Consider the following 17,016-nt stretch of genomic DNA (forward strand, 5'->3'; position numbering starts at 1 on the left):
CACCGCAATTAAATTAATTGCGGTACGCAACTTTGTCAATGATAAATGTCATTTGGCTCGTTAGGAGACGTAGTGAGCCTCCATGTTTAAGCGTGGTGATGTAAACAAAACTGCGGTGCTGGAGTTTTTGCTGATGATTTACGCATCCATACTTTCTCGTGGAAGTAGTAAGCCACCGTATTCAAACTCGGCTCTAGCATCGCCATTACGCCGCCGACAAATGCATCACCTGTTAGTAAGTAAACCACGGTAAAAGCGACGCTGAAGTGCACGGTCGCAAAGCTTGCGGTTTTTAATTTGGTCATCCACTGACGAGCTTTAAGTGCTGGGACTTTTGCCCATGCCTTTTCATGAAAGTAGAAGGCTACGGTGTTCACTGAAGGCTCAATCATGGCAATTAAACTACCAATTAAAATGTCGCCTGTGAGTACGTAAGCGACACTAAATGCGATAGTAAAATGCAGTGCTGCGAAAGTTAGTGTCTTTTTCATGATAATTACTCAATCGTGTTTGTTTCGATGAGTTTATTATCGATAATAATTCTCATTAATACTAATGGATGATGAGTATTGTTGCGATAGGGGAAAGCTATTGATGATGGTTTTTGGTGAAAGATATACAAAAAAGGTTGACCATGATGGCCAACCTTTGGATTCAAAGTGAGAAGTGTTAGTTCTTCTCTTTCACTGAGGTTTAAAGTGCAGCGATCGTTGTCTTCTGCTCTTCTAGCTTAGCTAGTGTCTCTTTGTAGCCTTCAAGCTTCTCACGCTCTTTAGCAACAACCGCTTCAGGTGCTTTCGCTACAAAGCCTTCGTTGCCCAGTTTGCCTTCGATACGCTTGATTTCGCCGTGCGTCTTCTTGATTTCGCCATCTAGACGAGCAAGCTCTGCATCTTTGTCGATCAAACCCGCCATTGGGATCATCAGCTCAGACTTGCCAACCAGTGCCGTTGCACACGCAGGGGTCTCTTCGCCGGCTTCAAGCACGCGTACTGCTTCTAGCTTCGCTAGAGACATCAATACTTGTTTGCTTGCTTCTAGACGAGAGGCGTCTTTCTCATTCGCTGCTTTCAGCATAACGTCTAGAGGCTTGCCAGGGTTGATGTCGTACTCTGCACGTAGGTTGCGGATGCTAGTGATGAACGCTTTCACCCATTCGATGTCGTCTAGCGCTTCTTGGTGGAAGTTCGCTTCGTCAAACTGAGGCAGAGTTTGTAGCATGATTGTCTCGCCCTCAACACCGTCAACTAGTGGCTTGATGCTTTGCCAGATAGTTTCTGTGATGTAAGGAATCACTGGGTGAGCCAGACGTAGCGTCTTCTCAAGTACCGTGATTAGTGTACGGCGAGTACCACGCTGTTGCGCTTCAGTACCTTTCCATAGAACGGGTTTAGTTAGCTCTAGGTACCAGTCACAGAATTGGTTCCAGATGAATTCGTAAAGTGTGTTTGCAGCCATATCTAGACGGAAGTTGTCGATATGGTTGTTGAACGCTTTCGCTGCGAGTTCAAACTGAGACTCGATCCACTTGTCTGCTAGTGAGTACTCGATCTCACCTTCACCAAAACCACAATCTTGCTCTTCTGTGTTCATCATTACGTAACGGCTTGCGTTCCATAGTTTGTTACAGAAGTTACGGTAACCTTCAAGACGCTTCATATCCCAGTTGATATCGCGACCTGTTGATGCCATTGCTGCAAGAGTGAAACGCAGTGCGTCTGTACCGTATGCTTCGATACCGTTTTCAAACGTCTTACGCGTGTTCTTCTCAATCTTCTTCGCTAGCTGAGGCTGCATCATGTTGCCACAACGCTTCTCTACTAGAGACTCTAGGTCGATACCATCGATCATGTCGATTGGGTCAAGTACGTTACCTTTCGACTTCGACATCTTGTCGCCGTTTTCGTCACGAATTAGGCCGGTAACGTAAACTGTCTTAAATGGTACTTGTGGTTTGCCATTTTCGTCTTTCACGAAGTGCATGGTCATCATGATCATGCGGGCAACCCAGAAGAAGATGATGTCGAAACCAGTTACTAGAACGTCTGAAGGGTGGAATACTTTCAGATCGTCAGTTTGCTCTGGCCAACCTTGAGTACCGAACGTCCATAGCGCAGAAGAGAACCATGTATCCAGTACGTCTTCGTCTTGGTGCAGCTCAATTACTGACTCTAGGTTGTTGTTCTTGCGAACTTCTTCTTCAGTGCGACCTACGTAAACATTACCTTGGTTGTCGTACCAAGCTGGGATGCGGTGACCCCACCATAGCTGACGAGAGATACACCAGTCTTGAACGTCACGCATCCAAGAGAAGTACATGTTTTCGTATTGCTTAGGAACGAATTGGATGTCGCCGTTTTCTACTGCTTCAACTGCTGTTTTCGCTAGAGGCGCAGTACGTACGTACCATTGGTCAGTTAGCATTGGTTCGATAACCACGCCACCACGGTCGCCGTAAGGAACTTGTAGATCGTGATCTTTCACTTCTTCAAGTAGACCTAGCTCGTCGAATTCAGCAACGATAGCTTTACGCGCGGCAAAACGCTCCATACCGTGGTATTTAGCTGGTAGCTCAGTGCTGTAAGCGTCGCTTGCTTCGCCGTTAGTGTTGAATACTTCTGCTGCGTCGCGGATGTTCGCGTCGAAAGTCAGAATGTTGATCATTGGTAGCTGGTGGCGCTTACCAACTTCGTAGTCGTTGAAGTCGTGCGCAGGTGTGATTTTCACACAGCCAGTACCTTTTTCCATATCTGCGTGCTCATCGCCCACGATTGGGATGCGACGATCAACAATAGGAAGGATGATTTCTTTACCGATAAGATCTTTGTAACGTGGATCTTCTGGGTTAACTGCAACACCCGTATCGCCTAGCATGGTCTCTGGACGAGTCGTTGCAACAACGATGTAGTCTTTGCCATCCGCTGTTTTAGCACCATCTGCTAGTGGGTAGCGGAAGTGCCACATGTGACCTTTAGTGTCTTTGTTCTCTACTTCTAGATCTGAAATCGCTGTGTGTAGCTTTGGATCCCAGTTAACTAGACGCTTACCGCGGTAGATTAGATCGTCTTCGTATAGACGTACGAACACTTCTTGAACGGCGTTAGATAGACCATCGTCCATCGTAAAGCGCTCACGGTCCCAGTCTACTGATGCGCCAAGACGACGAAGCTGTTTAGTGATAGTGCCACCAGATTCGCCTTTCCATTCCCAGATTTTGTCGATGAAAGCTTCACGACCGTAATCGTGTTTTGTTTTGCCTTCTTCTGCAGCGATCTTACGCTCAACAACCATCTGAGTTGCGATACCAGCGTGGTCAGTACCTACTTGCCAAAGGGTGTTTTTACCCTTCATACGTTCACAACGGATAAGCGTATCCATGATCGTATCTTGGAACGCGTGGCCCATGTGTAGGCTACCAGTGACGTTCGGTGGCGGGATCATGATGCTGTATGATTCTTTAGTAGTGTCACCGTGTGGCTTAAAGTAGCCTTTCTCTTCCCAAGTCTGATACAGAGCTTGTTCGATTGAAGTTGGGTTGTATGTCTTTTCCATAGCGCTCTTTTAATGGATACGTTGATGGTTGAATCTTAGTCAATCTTTATAAGTGAGGGATCTTAACAAGATCGCCTTAACTATAAGGATTGACCGTTAAGGATATTGAATTTCGATCGTTTGCAGCTGGTAACCTGCTTGACGGTAAATTTTATATCTTTCTCTTGCGAGTTGTTTAGCTTTTTCTTCGCAGGGCACGAAGTCTACCACTTGAGCAAACTTGTTCGCAAAGGTTGTCTCATTTTCCGCCAAATTAATTACCAATTGACGATTCCAAGACGGCTTTACACCGTTATGGCCGATCTCAATATTGGTGGCGTATTTCGGTCCTTCGCCTACGAGGTTATGTGCCATGAACTTGTCTGCATCAACTTGCCAAAAGGCTTCAGCGAGCTGCTCGGCGTGTGGTTTGTCTTGGCAGTTTAAATACACTTTAGCGCCTTGGCGGGCAAAGTGCTGCGCCAAAAACACAATGTACTCTTCAAAGCCAGCCACCGTTGCTTGCGGGCTCTCTTCGTTAATGATGTAGAAGGTTGCAGTTTGCATCATTCTCTCACTTGCCTTGGGTCTCTTCCTAAGACCATCTTAAATCCCATTTTCATTTTAGAAAATTAGGATAATAAAAAAGGGCCTTGCGGCCCTTTTAGATTTTGTTCAGAAATTACTCTTCTGTCTCTTGGCCGCTGCGGTTCAAAAGGAATTGGACAAGCATTGAGACAGGACGGCCCGTTGAGCCTTTCGCTGCGCCTGATTTCCACGCAGTACCTGCGATATCGACGTGAGCCCAGTTGTACTTTTTAGCAAACTTAGACAGGAAGCAACCTGCAGTGATAGTACCAGCAGGACGGCCACCAATGTTTGCCATATCCGCAAACGGGCTCTTCAACTGCTCGTGGTACTCATCTGCCATTGGTAGACGCCATGCACGGTCACTTGCTTGCTCTGAAGCGTTAACTAGCTCATGAGAAAGAGGGTTGTGGTTAGAGATAACGCCACTGATGTGGTGACCTAGTGCGATAACACAAGCACCAGTTAGGGTTGCAACGTCAACCACGCAGTCTGGTTCGAAACGCTCTACGTAAGTCAGTGCGTCACAAAGAACAAGACGACCTTCCGCATCCGTGTTCAGAACTTCTACAGTTTGACCAGACATTGTCGTTAGGATATCACCTGGACGGTAAGCGTTGCTGCCTGGCATGTTTTCACAGCCTGCTAGAACACCAATAACGTTAATTGGTAGGTTTAGCTTCGCTAGCGCTTTCATTGTACCGAATACCGATGCCGCACCACACATGTCGTACTTCATCTCATCCATACCTTCGCCCGGTTTTAGAGAGATACCGCCTGAATCGAAGGTTAGACCTTTACCTACTAGCACAATCGGTTTTGCATCTGAGTCAGGGTTACCTTTGTACTCGATGATAGACATCATAGATTCGTTTTTAGAACCACGGCCTACTGCTAGGTAAGAGGTCATACCCAGTTTTTCCATCTCTTGCTCACCAATGATTTTGGTGGTTACGGTTTCGTAATCGTCCGCTAGACGACGAGCTTGAGAAGCAAGGTAAGCTGGATTAGCTACGTTTGGCGGCATGTTGCCAAGGTCTTTTGAGGCTTTGACACCAGATGCGATAGCGAGACCATGAGTGATTGCTTTTTCACCCAAGTTTAATTCACGACGCGTTGGTACGTTGAAAACAAGCTTGCGCAGTGGGCGGCGAGTCTCAGGTTTAACGCTCTTGAATTGATTAAATGTGTATAGACCATCTTTAGTCGCTTCTACAGCCTGGCGTACTTTCCAGTATGTATCGCGACCCTTAACATGCAGTTCAGTTAGGAAACATACCGCTTCCATTGAGCCTGTCTCGTTAAGTGTGCTGATCGTCTTTTGAATGATTTCCTTGTACTGGCGCTCGCCAAGTTCACGCTCTTTGCCGCAACCGACAAGTAAAACGCGCTCTGACAAAACACCTGGTACTTGATGCAGTAGCAGCATCTGACCAGGTTTACCCTCTAGATCACCACGGCGAAGTAGTGAACTGATGTAACCGTCACTGATTTTATCAAGTTGTTCGGCTACTGGAGAAAGGCGACGTGGTTCAAACACACCAACAACGATACATGCGCTACGTTGTTTCTCTGGACTGCCACTTTTTACACTGAACTCCATGCGTACTCCTACATCCTGAAGACAAATTGCTCTAAATGTTAGATAATGATCGCTTACTTGTTGAATTTTAGCTCCAGGCTTACATGCAGAGCTGATTAAGCGACTAACATCTAGTTTATAATTTTTAAAAAAATAAATGGTTCAACGGGAAACTATAGTGATTCGACCAAAAAAACAAGTTTTGTATAGGTAATTTCAGCGTGATTATTGTTAGATATTTGATCCGCGAAACACTCAAGAGCCAATTTGCGATTTTTTTCGTACTTTTTTTGGTGTTTGTAAGCCAGAAATTCATAAGTGTTCTTGCTGATGCTTCTGATGGGGATATTCCTGCTGGATTGATTTTCTCGATTGTTGGTTTGAATATGCCAGCAATGGGTCTATTAATGCTGCCTTTAAGTCTGTATATCGGCATATTGATCACATTTGGTCGTCTGTATGCAGAGAGCGAAATTGTCGTGATGAACGCGACAGGTATTGGTAACAAATTTTTGGTACAAGCAGCCTTGTACTTAGCGCTGATTACTTCTGCTGTGGCGGCTTTTAATGCATTGTGGTTATCGCCGTGGTCTCAAGACCGTGTAGAGCAACTTTATGAACAAGTGGCGGCAGAAAACAGCGTTGACTTGCTAAAGAAAGGGCAATTCCAAGGCACGCCAGATGGTTCATCGGTTGTGTTCATTGATGACATTAAAGACAATACATTGAGCAACGTTTTTGTCGCGCAGATGCGCCCGAGAGATTCAGTATTGCCGAGTGTGATGTTCTCGTCCTCTGGTGAAGTAAAAGAACTGTCGGACGGCCGTCAGGTCATCACCATGAAAGAAGGCACGCGTTATGAAGGTGTGCCGACTCGCGTTGAATATATGATCACAAAATTCGATGAATACGAAGGCGTTATCGGCCAGCGTGAGGTCAAAAAGAAAGGGCGAGATTGGGAAGCGTACCCAACGGTTGATTTGATTGGACACCCAGACCCAGAAGCACAAGCAGAGCTGCAATGGCGAATTTCGTTATTTGTGTGTATTCCACTCTTAACGATGCTGGTTATTCCTTTGTCGGCGGTGAATCCGCGTCAGGGACGATTTGCCAAAATGGGGCCCGCGATTCTTATTTATCTAGCGTATTTCCTGGCGATCAGTGCAACCAAATCTGCATTAGAAGATGGTGATATTCCGGCGGCAATCGGCATGTGGCCAATTAATGCGATGTTACTGATTGTCGCAATCATGGCCAATATGATGGACAGCGTTGCTGCTCGACGAATAAAAGACAAATTCCGTAAGAAGAGGCTCGCGTAAGCTGTGTTCAAAATCTTAGACCTTTACATCGGTAGAACCATCATCTCTACCACTGCCTTGGTTTTAGCGACGTTTGTTGGCTTATCGGGCATCATCAAATACGTAGAACAGTTACGTAAAGTAGGGCGAGGCGTGTATGACCTCACTCATGCATTGTACTTTGTGTTGCTCAGTGTGCCGCGTGATATCGAAATGTTCTTCCCAATGGCGGCATTACTCGGTGCCTTGATTGGTTTGGGTATGTTGGCGTCAAGCTCTGAGCTGGTGGTGATGCAAGCTGCTGGTTTCTCAAAGTTGGATATCGGGTTATCCGTGCTCAAAACGGCGGTGCCACTTATGCTTATCGTTATGACGTTAGGGCAATGGGGCGCTCCAGAAGCACAAAAGATGGCGCGTGACTTACGTGCGTTTGCGATATCGGGTGGTAGTATTGTGTCTGTGCGTTCTGGAGTTTGGGCTCGTGACGCAAACGACTTTATCTTTATAGGTAAAGTCGAAGACGACAAGCTTTATGCTTTAAATATGTGGCGTTTTGATGATGATAAGAATCTACAAAAGGTTATCTTTGCTGAAGAGGTCGACTATCAACAAGATAACAATTGGTTGATGCGAGACGTACAAATCACGGATATGAAAAATGAAAACGTGATTTCGAAGCAAGACATCGAACAGATGGAATGGCATACGTCATTGGCTCCAGATAAGCTAGCTGTGGTGACGGTAAAGCCTGAAGAGTTATCACTGAGCGGTTTGTATGATTACGTGACCTATCTGAAAGCATCTGAGCAAGATGCATCTCGCTATGAATTGGCGTTTTGGCGTAAGTTGACACAGCCGCTTTCAATTGCCGTGATGATGTTGATGGCGCTATCGTTTGTTTTCGGTCCACTCAGAAGTGTGACCATGGGGGCAAGGGTATTGTCGGGCGTGGTTGCCGGGTTTACTTTTTATATATCCAGTGAGTTCTTTGGCCCATTAAGCTTGGTATATGGCATATCCCCAGTGTTTGGTGCATTGGCTCCGAGCCTGGTGTTCTTAGCCATTGCGATTGCGCTGCTGAGAAGAAAGCTGTAGCTGAAGTATCACCGAATAAACCATGTATCATCGGATAAAGTGTAAAAGGAAGGCATTATGCCTTCCTTTTTTGTATTCCCGGATAAGTTAGTTTGCCTTAGGCAACACAACAACCTCTGTTTTTGCCCAAATGTCGTGGAACCCACGTTTCTTGGGATCAATCGGTACAGTCAGGTTTGCCAAACCAAAGCCAGATGTTGCAATGCGAATCAGGGCTTGAGTGACTGTAATCGGCGCACCGTCTTTGGCATTGCGAACTCGAAGTTTCCAAGCGCGCATCCCAAGTGTTTGCCCTGCTCGCGTCCAGAAGAAGACAAAGAAGTATATCCATACAACCGCAAGATACAGTGTAAATAGAGGGCTTAATACAGGGTGCTTTCCGAGCATATCAGCGGCATCTGCGTACTCGCCATAGCTCAACAGCCCTGCTGCATTTAGTGCAAATACAACGGCCATAACAATACCTGCGGCCATCATTTCAATTGCGATAATAATCAATGTGTCGTAAATCAACGCTGCAAGTCGACGAAAGAGGCCTGCAGGTGGAAGAGTTGTAGACGTTGTCATTATTCCATCACTTACCTTAAAAATTGTGCGTCAGAATATAGATTCCCTCACCAAGAGAAAAGAGACCTAACGCACAGAGTCTTTAATTATGCATAAACGAAGTGACTTTTCTGCTGTGTGTTATGAATATATACCATGATGTACAAGGCCTTTCGGTAACCTATTTCAACTGAATTTTACTTGCCTAACCATTAGCTTTTTGGTCTGTAACTAGATTAGACAGATGAGAGAGTTGGTGTTTCTCATCTTCGGTATAATGCTGGCTCAAGGAGAGCTCTAAAGCTTTTTCTGATAGCTTGGTTGCAGGTGATAAAAACAACTTGGGGTGCATACTAGAAAGAGCCAGCAAGGCTTTTTGTAGGCGAATCTGTATTTGGAGTTGCGCTGCACCATCGTGCGCGATTGGCAAAAAGACATCATCAAATAAATCTTGGCAGCTTAATGCGGGCACAAATAGCCTAGGGTATCGAGTCTTGGTGGGAGGTTCGCTGAGTAACTCTCCCCACAATGAAAGGGCTCGTACAGAACGCCCAAGAACATCAATCGCGGTACCGTTATCATTCACGGCGGGGGAGAGCGCTCGTGAGGCGATCTCCGCCATGACGACTAATCCAAAACGAGGATCTTGATCATAGGAACGCTCCGTTCGAATCGTGAAGGCTGCCGTTATTTCGTTTTCGTCTGGCAACGCTCCACAAACCCAAGCCAATGGTTGACTCACATACACAAAGCTTCCTGGTTGTCGTTCAAGATAGATAGTGCATTGGTTTGCTTCGGCAATACTATCGAGATGATGCATATCAACATGCTGTAAGTAGCCAATTTCTTGGCTGAAAATAGGCTTGCTTCCTCTGGGTTTATGTTCTGGATGGCTCCATGGGTGAGCACCTAGCCAACGTTCTTTGCCCCGTTTTCTTATCGCATCTAACAAGGCTTGCTCCACGTATGACGTGGTTTCACTGACCCTCCCTAGTACGGAAAGGTGCTGAATCCAACGTAGCAGAGTGAGTATGATCATCACGATTACGGCGATGGTCACGATGAACAGATAAATTTGTGCTTGTTGATGATAGGCACCAATGCCTAGCGCGATAATGCCTACCAAGCTAAATAAAAAAGAGCCAAGAAAGGTTGCCAAAGCATTTTGCGTTGTGCTGTCTTCCATCAACAGTTTGGTGGCCCGTGGCGTTACCCCTGCACTAGCGGCACTGTACGCTGAGACCATTATATTGAGCGAGAATGTGGTCACCGCAAGCATGGAAGTCGCGAGGATATTTAATATGTTGTTAAGCAAATCCTTACTGACGTTGATTGCAGGAGGCAGAGTAATGAACTGGTTTAAAACAATGGATATTAGGGCGGTGGCGACAGCAAGTAAGGCATAAAGTGATGTGCGAACCCACAATTTGCGCGTCATTTGCTTCAGTAACCATTGCCATTTTGACCCAGTCATTCGCATGCTCCTATTAGGTTCTTACTCGAAAGTCGATAGAAAATTCAGAAAGTTATTCTTGCTTAAGCATAGGTTAAATCTTCCTCGTTCTACTTGGAATTTCATGCATCATGAGAGTAAGAAAGCCGCTTGCTTCAAAGAATGGTGTTCTTGAGGTGTGAATTACCAAGATTCTGTTACCTTAATTGATAGATGCATTAAAAGTATGTGATTGATAAGAGGTAGCCATGATTGTAATTACAGGTGCAAGTAGCGGTTTAGGGGCAGAGTTGGCAAAGCGTTATGATGCGGAAGACAAAGAGACGTATATCATAGGAAGAAACACAGAAAAACTATCCGCATTAGCTAAACAACTCTCTCATAACGTCGGCTATCAAGCTTGCAACCTCTCATTACATCAAGATGTGAAACACCTATTTGATGGGATGAAACAGCCGCCTGAAATGGTCATTCATAGTGCAGGAAGTGGTTATTTTGGCGAACTGGAAGAGCAGGAGCCGGAAGAGATTCAAAAACTGATTGATAATAACCTGAATTCTGCGATTCATGTGTTAAGAGAGTTAGTAAAGCGTTACAAAGATCAACCGATAAAAGTGGTCATGATCATGTCCACAGCCGCTCAACAACCAAAAGCGCAAGAGTCTACGTATTGTGCTGTGAAGTGGGCTGTCAAAGGATTAATCGAGTCGGTTCGTTTGGAGTTAAAAGGAAAGCCGATGAAAATTATCGCGGTTTATCCTGGTGGTATGGATACGGAATTCTGGAAAACAAGCGGCAACACGATGGACACGAGTCACTTCATGCAAGCGGAAGATGCTGCTGAGATGCTCCATACAGCTTTGTCGAGCATTGGGAATGGTTATGTTTCTGATATTACAGTGAATAGAATTTAAAAAGAGTTACGTATACACATTTTCACCTGGATCAGTAGTAGGAAATGGAGCGTACGTTTCTTATGAGTACAGCTTTGTCACACTTTGTGGCGAAATTATCAGCAAACGATAGTTATTTAAGGTATTTCTGCTTGCGCAGGTCAAAAGCTTCCGTATAATGCCAACCATCAAAGGGCAATAGCCCAAAGATGCCGGTGTGGTGAAATTGGTATACACGACGGATTCAAAAAAAGTTTTAAATCAAGTCGTTATACAAAAAATAAAAATTTTATCACCAAAGCATTACTAAGAAGTCGCTATTTAAAGCGGCTTTTTTTTTATGTCTGTAATAAACTACCTTCATACCGAACTATGGTGCATACATGGTTCATCCCTTCTAAATTTACTCTTTTAATTTCCCAAACAACACCAAGTAACTGCCATCTCACAAGCCAGTATTACCAAGGGCTTCGAGCGAGAAGAACCATGGTACGACCATGGTGACTTTACGGTGCTATGAGGTTTTAGCTTTGCCTTTATGGAACAACTGATAGTTTTGATGAATAGTCGAAAAGTTGGTTTGAGATAGGAGATTTTACGGTGTGTGTAGTAAGCGCGTTGGGGTAATAAATCTACAATCAATCACACAGATGAATTAACTCCAAGTTGATATCAATATGCAACTGTGTAATCTTCTTTATAGTGGTGAACAAATGGAGCTTGACCAACTATGAAGATGATTTTCGTCGATGCTGAAAATGTAGGACTGAAGGAGCTAGAAAAAATTAACGCTTCTGTTGTTGATAAAGTCTTTGTTTTTTCTAAGTCAGATTCAGTCAAGCTTGTTTGTGAAAAGTCGTTGTACCTGTTCTTATCTGACTATCCGACAGGTCAGAACCAAGCCGATTTCTATATCATTGCATATCTGTCTAGAGTGCTACTTGCTTTAGATAAAAAGCAGTTGGGCTCTGTTCATTTTGAGCTATACAGTAACGATGAAAGCTTGATTTCAGCATTTGAGTTTCAGTGCAAGCAATTAGGCGCACCTTTTCAAAGCATCAGGACTAGAGAGAATACCGTTGTTCCAATTGTTAAGCCACAACAGACACCCCAAAAATCTCCTGAAGACAAGCTTCTTCATGCTTTGAAGTCTCCTCGTGCTTTAGATCCTAGCTTTCAAAAGCAGCTAGGGCTGTCAAAGTCAGATTTTACTAAGGCAATCAATGAGCTTTCCAAAAATAACCAAATCAAGCGTAGTCCTCAGTCCAAGAAAAAATGGGTTAGGTGTTAGTACGCTGACTTACCGACCTCATTAAAGTGTAATAAATGGCGGTATTCTCCATCGCTACTACTAACCATCAGGGTATGAATATCGCTGCTCTAAGCTCGTTCGGTGACGACTAGAGTACCTTCTGGTGGTAATTTTACGGGATTAGTGTTCGGCTCTCGGTGTGCTCTGAACTATATGCTTGCGGTTGAGTTTCTATGCGAGAGATAGGGACTCGCTTTGCTTCTGGTGTCTGTGATTTGGTGATTGTGCGAATGTTGCGAAATGAACTGAGAGCTAGGGTTGGGATAGGATCTTGATATTAAATATATAATAACCAGTACAACAGCTTGCCGTAGGCCGCTGTTGTACTGGTTATTATTAATATGTTAGTGGTTCGGGTGGTGAAATTCGGTGTGCGGGTCTGCATGAGCTTTAAGGAGAAAGTGTGAGTAAGATAATTTTGGTTCGAAGCCCAAGTGAATTAATTTCTAAAAATTTAGCTGGGTACGGGTGGGACTGTATTGAGATGTCGTCTTTCTCTAACTTTGAAGATTTAATGAAATATGTTGAAGGTGAGCAGATCAATATTGGTCGACAGAGAAATCAAATTTCTCGATTTTTCCATGCTAAGCCCGGAGATATAGTCGTAGTTCCTGTACATAGAGCTATTGTTATTGGAATTGTTCGAGGTGGAAAGTCTTATGATGAAAATGGCGGCTATGGAGCTAATCGTATTAATGTCGATTACTTTAAAAATGAACATGGTGAGCCGATTAAAATTCCTCGCGCGAAGTTATCACAGCGATTGGAAAGTCGATTAAAAATCAGAATGACTATTGCTTCATTGAATGAATTCGCAGATGAAATAGAGGGGTACGTCACACAGTTAAAAGACAACAACCAAGTCTGTTTTGACAGTATTTTTCAACAGAAGAAGGATAGACAAGTTGCTGACTTTAAAGAGACTCTACTTTCTAGATTAAGAAATGGCTCGACTACTTTGGCAAGTGGAGGTTATGGCTTAGAAAGGTTGGTTAAAGAGCTCATGGAGTTGGAAGGATACTCTGCTCATATAGCTGCGAAAAATAAGACCTCAGATATTTCTGATGTCGACATTGAGGCAAGTCGCACTGACCCGGTATCGAGTAACCGAGTGTTTATCCAAGTTAAGCACCATAGAGGTGAAACTAGTGGTTGGGGAATTCGCCAACTGGCTGCTATCGAAGAAGATGAACATGTTGATAAATGGCTTATTACTACAGCAAATGTAGCTGATGAGACTTTGGAGCTTGCCAAGAAAGAGAATGTTTCCGTAATGGATGGCTCAAAGCTTGTTGATTGGATTTACGATAGAATTGATGAGTTGTCACCTTCAAGCAAAGAACAACTGGGTATCGGGATATTGCCGCAGGTAATCACATCTTAGACTTCAAATCAATATTCGGTCAGTGTGCATATCTGTATAAAAATCAGCTGAAATAAAACCTCCTTCAAGCATTTAATAAGATTAAGAATCTATATCTTAATGGAGGTTTGAATGAGCAAATCACAGCGACTCACCACCACTTTCCTCAACAACCTTAAACCCAACCCTAGAACTGCAAAATCCGCTGATTACGAAGTCAATTTATCCGCTATGAAAGACTCTGGTTTACCTACTGGCGTACGTTGCTTAGTGGGGAAATCTGGCGGGAAACGCTTCTTGCTTAGGTATATTAGCCCTCAAGTTCCGGGTAAAAAATCTGCGATTGGTCTTGGCCGTCACCCTGAGACAGATCTTGTAACCTTGAGAAAGATCGCTAAGGAATACCGCCAGAAGATCCTTGAAGGCATTGATCCCAAGCTTGAGCGTGACAATCAGGCTACCGAGAAGGAGATGACTCTGGAACGGTTCTTTGATGAAGTGTACCTGCCACTGGCTAAACAGAAACGCAGTTGGAAGGATGATGTCGCTCGGTTTCGTTTAGCAAAGTCGATACATCATATATCGATTCACGACCTAACTGCCGCCGATATCATCAAAGTCCAAATGGAGATGCAAAACGCCGTTACGATTAAGGGGAAACCATATGCTCCTGCTTCGATTAATCGCGTTTTGGCTCTATTGAAAACGATCAATCGTCAAGCATACAAGTTGATGGACGCGCCGCTCATTGCTGACAAGGTGAGCTTGTTGAAAGAAGATAACGTGCGAACTGGGTACTTGTCCGAATCACAGCTAAAGGAGTTTATAGGTCACGCTCTGAACCATGAAGACAAAAGTATTGGCGCGTACCTAGCTTTGTTGTTTTTGACTGGCGCGAGGGATAAGGAACTGCGTTTGCGCTTGAAATCCGATGTGAATTGGGAGGAGAAAACACTCACTATTCCACATACGAAAAACGGTACTAGTCACGTTTTATTCCTAAGTGACTACATGCTTGATATTTTGAGGTCGGTGCCTCATGTGGCAAATAATCCGTATCTCTTTCCTGGACGCAAAAAGGGTAAACCCGTAGGGCAACCTAGGCATGCTTTCAAGGCTATCAAAGCTAAGATGGGACTGCCCGACATACCCGGTGATAAAGCGAATCTAACCCTGCACAGTGCTCGCCATACAGTTGGGTCGCTTTTGGCGTCACAAGGAGTCTCGTTACACGACATAGCCAAGCAGTTGAATCACGCTGACCTTTCATCAACAAGGCGCTACTCAAAATTGACTGTAGGGCGTCGGAGGGAGATTGGCTCTCGTTTGTCGGATATGGTGACTGCGAAGCCAGAGATACGTTGGGAATGAAGAAGTTACGTTTAACCAGTTAATTTAGAAATACATTAGAAAAGCCCCTGTTTAGCGATGAGCTAAACAGGGGCTTTTTCATTATTAGAAGGAAATTCACGATGAAAACAGTAAACAAGTTTGAAGACATTCAATCATTGACAATGCCTGATGGCGTGAAAGCAAAACTGCTAGAGCACCTGATAGAACCATTCGGTGATGAAGAAAGCACAAAAACGTTTTGGGATGAGGTCGGTACGACCTTGTACTTGATTGAGGAAGGGGATACCAACGAAACCTTGAGTGAAGAATCTGAGGAAGACCAGCATTTTCTAAGGTTTCTTAGTAACTTTAGCGAGTGGGTGCTAATTCTTAACTCTCCTGACTGTCCTTGGCTATTAGCGGTCGCCATAGTGACCATGGAAGGCGCTGGTGTGTACTGCTGTGCTCCTATGAACAGTCCAACGTTCCCTGTCGCCAAGCTCGCTGACCAAGCTGAATCTTAAAATCAAACTAAACCTGAATTATTCCATCTTAAAGGAGGTGTCCTATGGCACGTAAACCAAGCAATAAACAAGCAGCCGTTCTACCAGAAGTTGTAGAAGGCAATGAACAAGTCACGGTCACTGACGATCAACCAGTAGACCATTTCACTAATATCGTGCGCGAGGGCAAAGCTAAAAAGCTATCACCGAAAACAGAGAACCATGTGTTCTATGAAATCGCCATTCATGATGAAGAAAACGAGCTCTATATCCGCATGTCGGGTAATGAAGGCGGAGGACTACACAGCAAGGAATGGATCCCGCTTAAAGATATCACAGCTGTACTAGATGTGCAGGGTGATAAGCCGTTCAAGAGCTCTGTGATGAAGTGTGTGTTTTCTGGACAGTCAGCGAACAACGCGGGTTTTATGGCTGCTTGTTGCAGGGGGCTTGGTCTTATCATCCAGTCGGAGAAGTCAGTGTTTCTCCACGTTCTAGCGCCAGACTACGTAACGATTCGAGAGGAAATCCTGTCTCTAGTGGATTCTGAAGCTAAAACTGAATAACCCCAAAACCACATCAAGCCTTACCCACTAAGCCAATTCTGGCTTTTCATACTGAGCACTGCCTAAGAGTGCTTCCCTGACAATTTAAACGAGATTTTATTATGAAATTAGTCTTTGATACTGAGCGCCTTTTGTTACCGATATCAACTAGTCTTCAAGATACTTTAAACCGAGCGATCAGCGAATCAGGTAAATGGACACCCATGATCCAATCGGTTGTGATCAACTTCCGAGATTCATCCTACAATACAGAGAGTAGATCTGGATTTCATCCTATTGAAATCAGGCTTGCCCGCCTCTACGACCAGTGGATATTTGATTACATCACTGACTTTGCGTATTGCGGTGGTCCTTATCCCGAACTAGTTAAAGAGGTGGATTTCAACTTCTCATCTGGAACAGCCAGTTTCTCCTATGTTCCGGAGCTGCCGATAACAAGTAGTAAGGTAATGGAGTTCTACTCGATGTGGGAGTCCAACTTTCTCAGCTACGTGGAAATGGGCGTATTCGATGAGATAAAAGTCACTGTGGATTAGTTCATCGGCAACAAACCAAGTAGAAAGCACCATGTATGTACCATAAAATAGTCGACTCACTTCCTAGTGAAACTAAGGCTTCCCATTGCTCCATGTTAATCATGGTGTGATGGGAAGCCTTTTTCATTGGGGCAAGTTTTAGCAACGTTTACCCAATCCGTTGCCTTAGGGATTCAGAGGGGATGAAGTTGCTGGATTGCAATGGACGGTGGAAACACCAAGGAAAGGAGTCTTAATTTTAACGACTTTGGTTGGTTTACACTGGTGTTTTGTTATTAAAAGCTCCCATTGCTATGTCGAAGCAATGGGAGCAGTGAGGGGCGGGAAGCCTATATAAAATACCGAGAGAATGATTTGTCTGATGCTATCTCTGCAACTAGGGATAAAGGCTTCCCTTAATATCAGCGCCAAGAGC

General features: G+C 44.4%; 15 protein-coding genes. 9 read left to right on the forward strand and 6 right to left on the reverse strand.

The genetic code is table 11. The features are described from left to right. Positions 1 to 86: 86 nt before the first annotated feature. The 4 genes from NL645_RS19565 to pepA all read right to left on the reverse strand — a co-directional run bounded on the left by NL645_RS19565 (position 87) and on the right by pepA (position 5,722). Positions 87 to 491: a DUF2061 domain-containing protein gene (locus tag NL645_RS19565; RefSeq protein WP_005397464.1), complete on the reverse strand. Its 405-nt coding sequence runs from the start codon at positions 489 to 491 to the stop codon at positions 87 to 89. Between the two features lie 202 nt (positions 492 to 693). Continuing rightward, on the reverse strand, positions 694 to 3,552 hold the full coding sequence (locus NL645_RS19570; protein WP_046873613.1) for a valine--tRNA ligase: 2,859 nt from the start codon (positions 3,550 to 3,552) through the stop codon (positions 694 to 696). 96 nt (positions 3,553 to 3,648) lie between these two features. Further along, on the reverse strand, positions 3,649 to 4,098 hold the full coding sequence (locus NL645_RS19575; protein WP_046873623.1) for a DNA polymerase III subunit chi: 450 nt from the start codon (positions 4,096 to 4,098) through the stop codon (positions 3,649 to 3,651). Positions 4,099 to 4,213: 115 nt separating this feature from the next. Then, entirely contained in the window at positions 4,214 to 5,722 is a 1,509-nt protein-coding gene (pepA, locus tag NL645_RS19580) for a leucyl aminopeptidase (protein WP_005397459.1), read from the reverse strand. A 200-nt stretch (positions 5,723 to 5,922) separates the two neighbouring features. Here pepA and lptF point away from each other — a divergent pair, with 200 nt between their 5' ends. Beyond that, positions 5,923 to 7,023: an LPS export ABC transporter permease LptF gene (lptF, locus tag NL645_RS19585; protein ID WP_006742363.1), complete on the forward strand. Its 1,101-nt coding sequence runs from the start codon at positions 5,923 to 5,925 to the stop codon at positions 7,021 to 7,023. 3 nt (positions 7,024 to 7,026) lie between these two features. After that, entirely contained in the window at positions 7,027 to 8,097 is a 1,071-nt protein-coding gene (gene lptG, locus NL645_RS19590; RefSeq protein WP_046873614.1) for an LPS export ABC transporter permease LptG, read from the forward strand. Positions 8,098 to 8,184: 87 nt separating this feature from the next. On the opposite strand, the gene NL645_RS19595 is transcribed toward lptG, so the two are convergent. Next, a complete protein-coding gene (locus tag NL645_RS19595) occupies positions 8,185 to 8,664 on the reverse strand; it encodes an RDD family protein (protein WP_005397453.1) in 480 nt (159 codons plus the stop codon). A gap of 184 nt (positions 8,665 to 8,848) precedes the next feature. Further along, complete coding sequence (locus NL645_RS19600) at positions 8,849 to 10,117, reverse strand: DUF2254 domain-containing protein (protein ID WP_104970976.1); 1,269 nt, start codon at positions 10,115 to 10,117, stop codon at positions 8,849 to 8,851. Between the two features lie 227 nt (positions 10,118 to 10,344). Between NL645_RS19600 and NL645_RS19605 the strand changes: the two genes are divergently transcribed. From NL645_RS19605 to NL645_RS19635, 7 genes are all read left to right on the forward strand, one after another. Continuing rightward, on the forward strand, positions 10,345 to 11,010 hold the full coding sequence (locus tag NL645_RS19605; protein WP_104969819.1) for an SDR family NAD(P)-dependent oxidoreductase: 666 nt from the start codon (positions 10,345 to 10,347) through the stop codon (positions 11,008 to 11,010). Positions 11,011 to 11,719: 709 nt separating this feature from the next. Continuing rightward, complete coding sequence (locus NL645_RS19610) at positions 11,720 to 12,280, forward strand: hypothetical protein (RefSeq protein ID WP_029841376.1); 561 nt, start codon at positions 11,720 to 11,722, stop codon at positions 12,278 to 12,280. A gap of 424 nt (positions 12,281 to 12,704) precedes the next feature. Further along, positions 12,705 to 13,685, forward strand: coding sequence for a restriction endonuclease (locus NL645_RS19615; protein ID WP_029832026.1), 981 nt, complete (start codon positions 12,705 to 12,707; stop codon positions 13,683 to 13,685). A gap of 111 nt (positions 13,686 to 13,796) precedes the next feature. Then, entirely contained in the window at positions 13,797 to 15,035 is a 1,239-nt protein-coding gene (locus NL645_RS19620; RefSeq protein ID WP_253652252.1) for an integrase family protein, read from the forward strand. Between the two features lie 101 nt (positions 15,036 to 15,136). Then, on the forward strand, positions 15,137 to 15,520 hold the full coding sequence (locus NL645_RS19625) for a hypothetical protein (RefSeq protein ID WP_253652253.1): 384 nt from the start codon (positions 15,137 to 15,139) through the stop codon (positions 15,518 to 15,520). A gap of 44 nt (positions 15,521 to 15,564) precedes the next feature. After that, on the forward strand, positions 15,565 to 16,065 hold the full coding sequence (locus NL645_RS19630) for a hypothetical protein (protein ID WP_253652254.1): 501 nt from the start codon (positions 15,565 to 15,567) through the stop codon (positions 16,063 to 16,065). A gap of 101 nt (positions 16,066 to 16,166) precedes the next feature. Then, positions 16,167 to 16,601: a DUF2787 family protein gene (locus NL645_RS19635; protein WP_253652255.1), complete on the forward strand. Its 435-nt coding sequence runs from the start codon at positions 16,167 to 16,169 to the stop codon at positions 16,599 to 16,601. Positions 16,602 to 17,016: the final 415 nt, after the last annotated feature.

Origin of the sequence: Vibrio sp. Y51_MX_L26 (assembly GCF_024181935.1) — a bacterium.
GTDB lineage: Bacteria > Pseudomonadota > Gammaproteobacteria > Enterobacterales > Vibrionaceae > Vibrio > Vibrio diabolicus.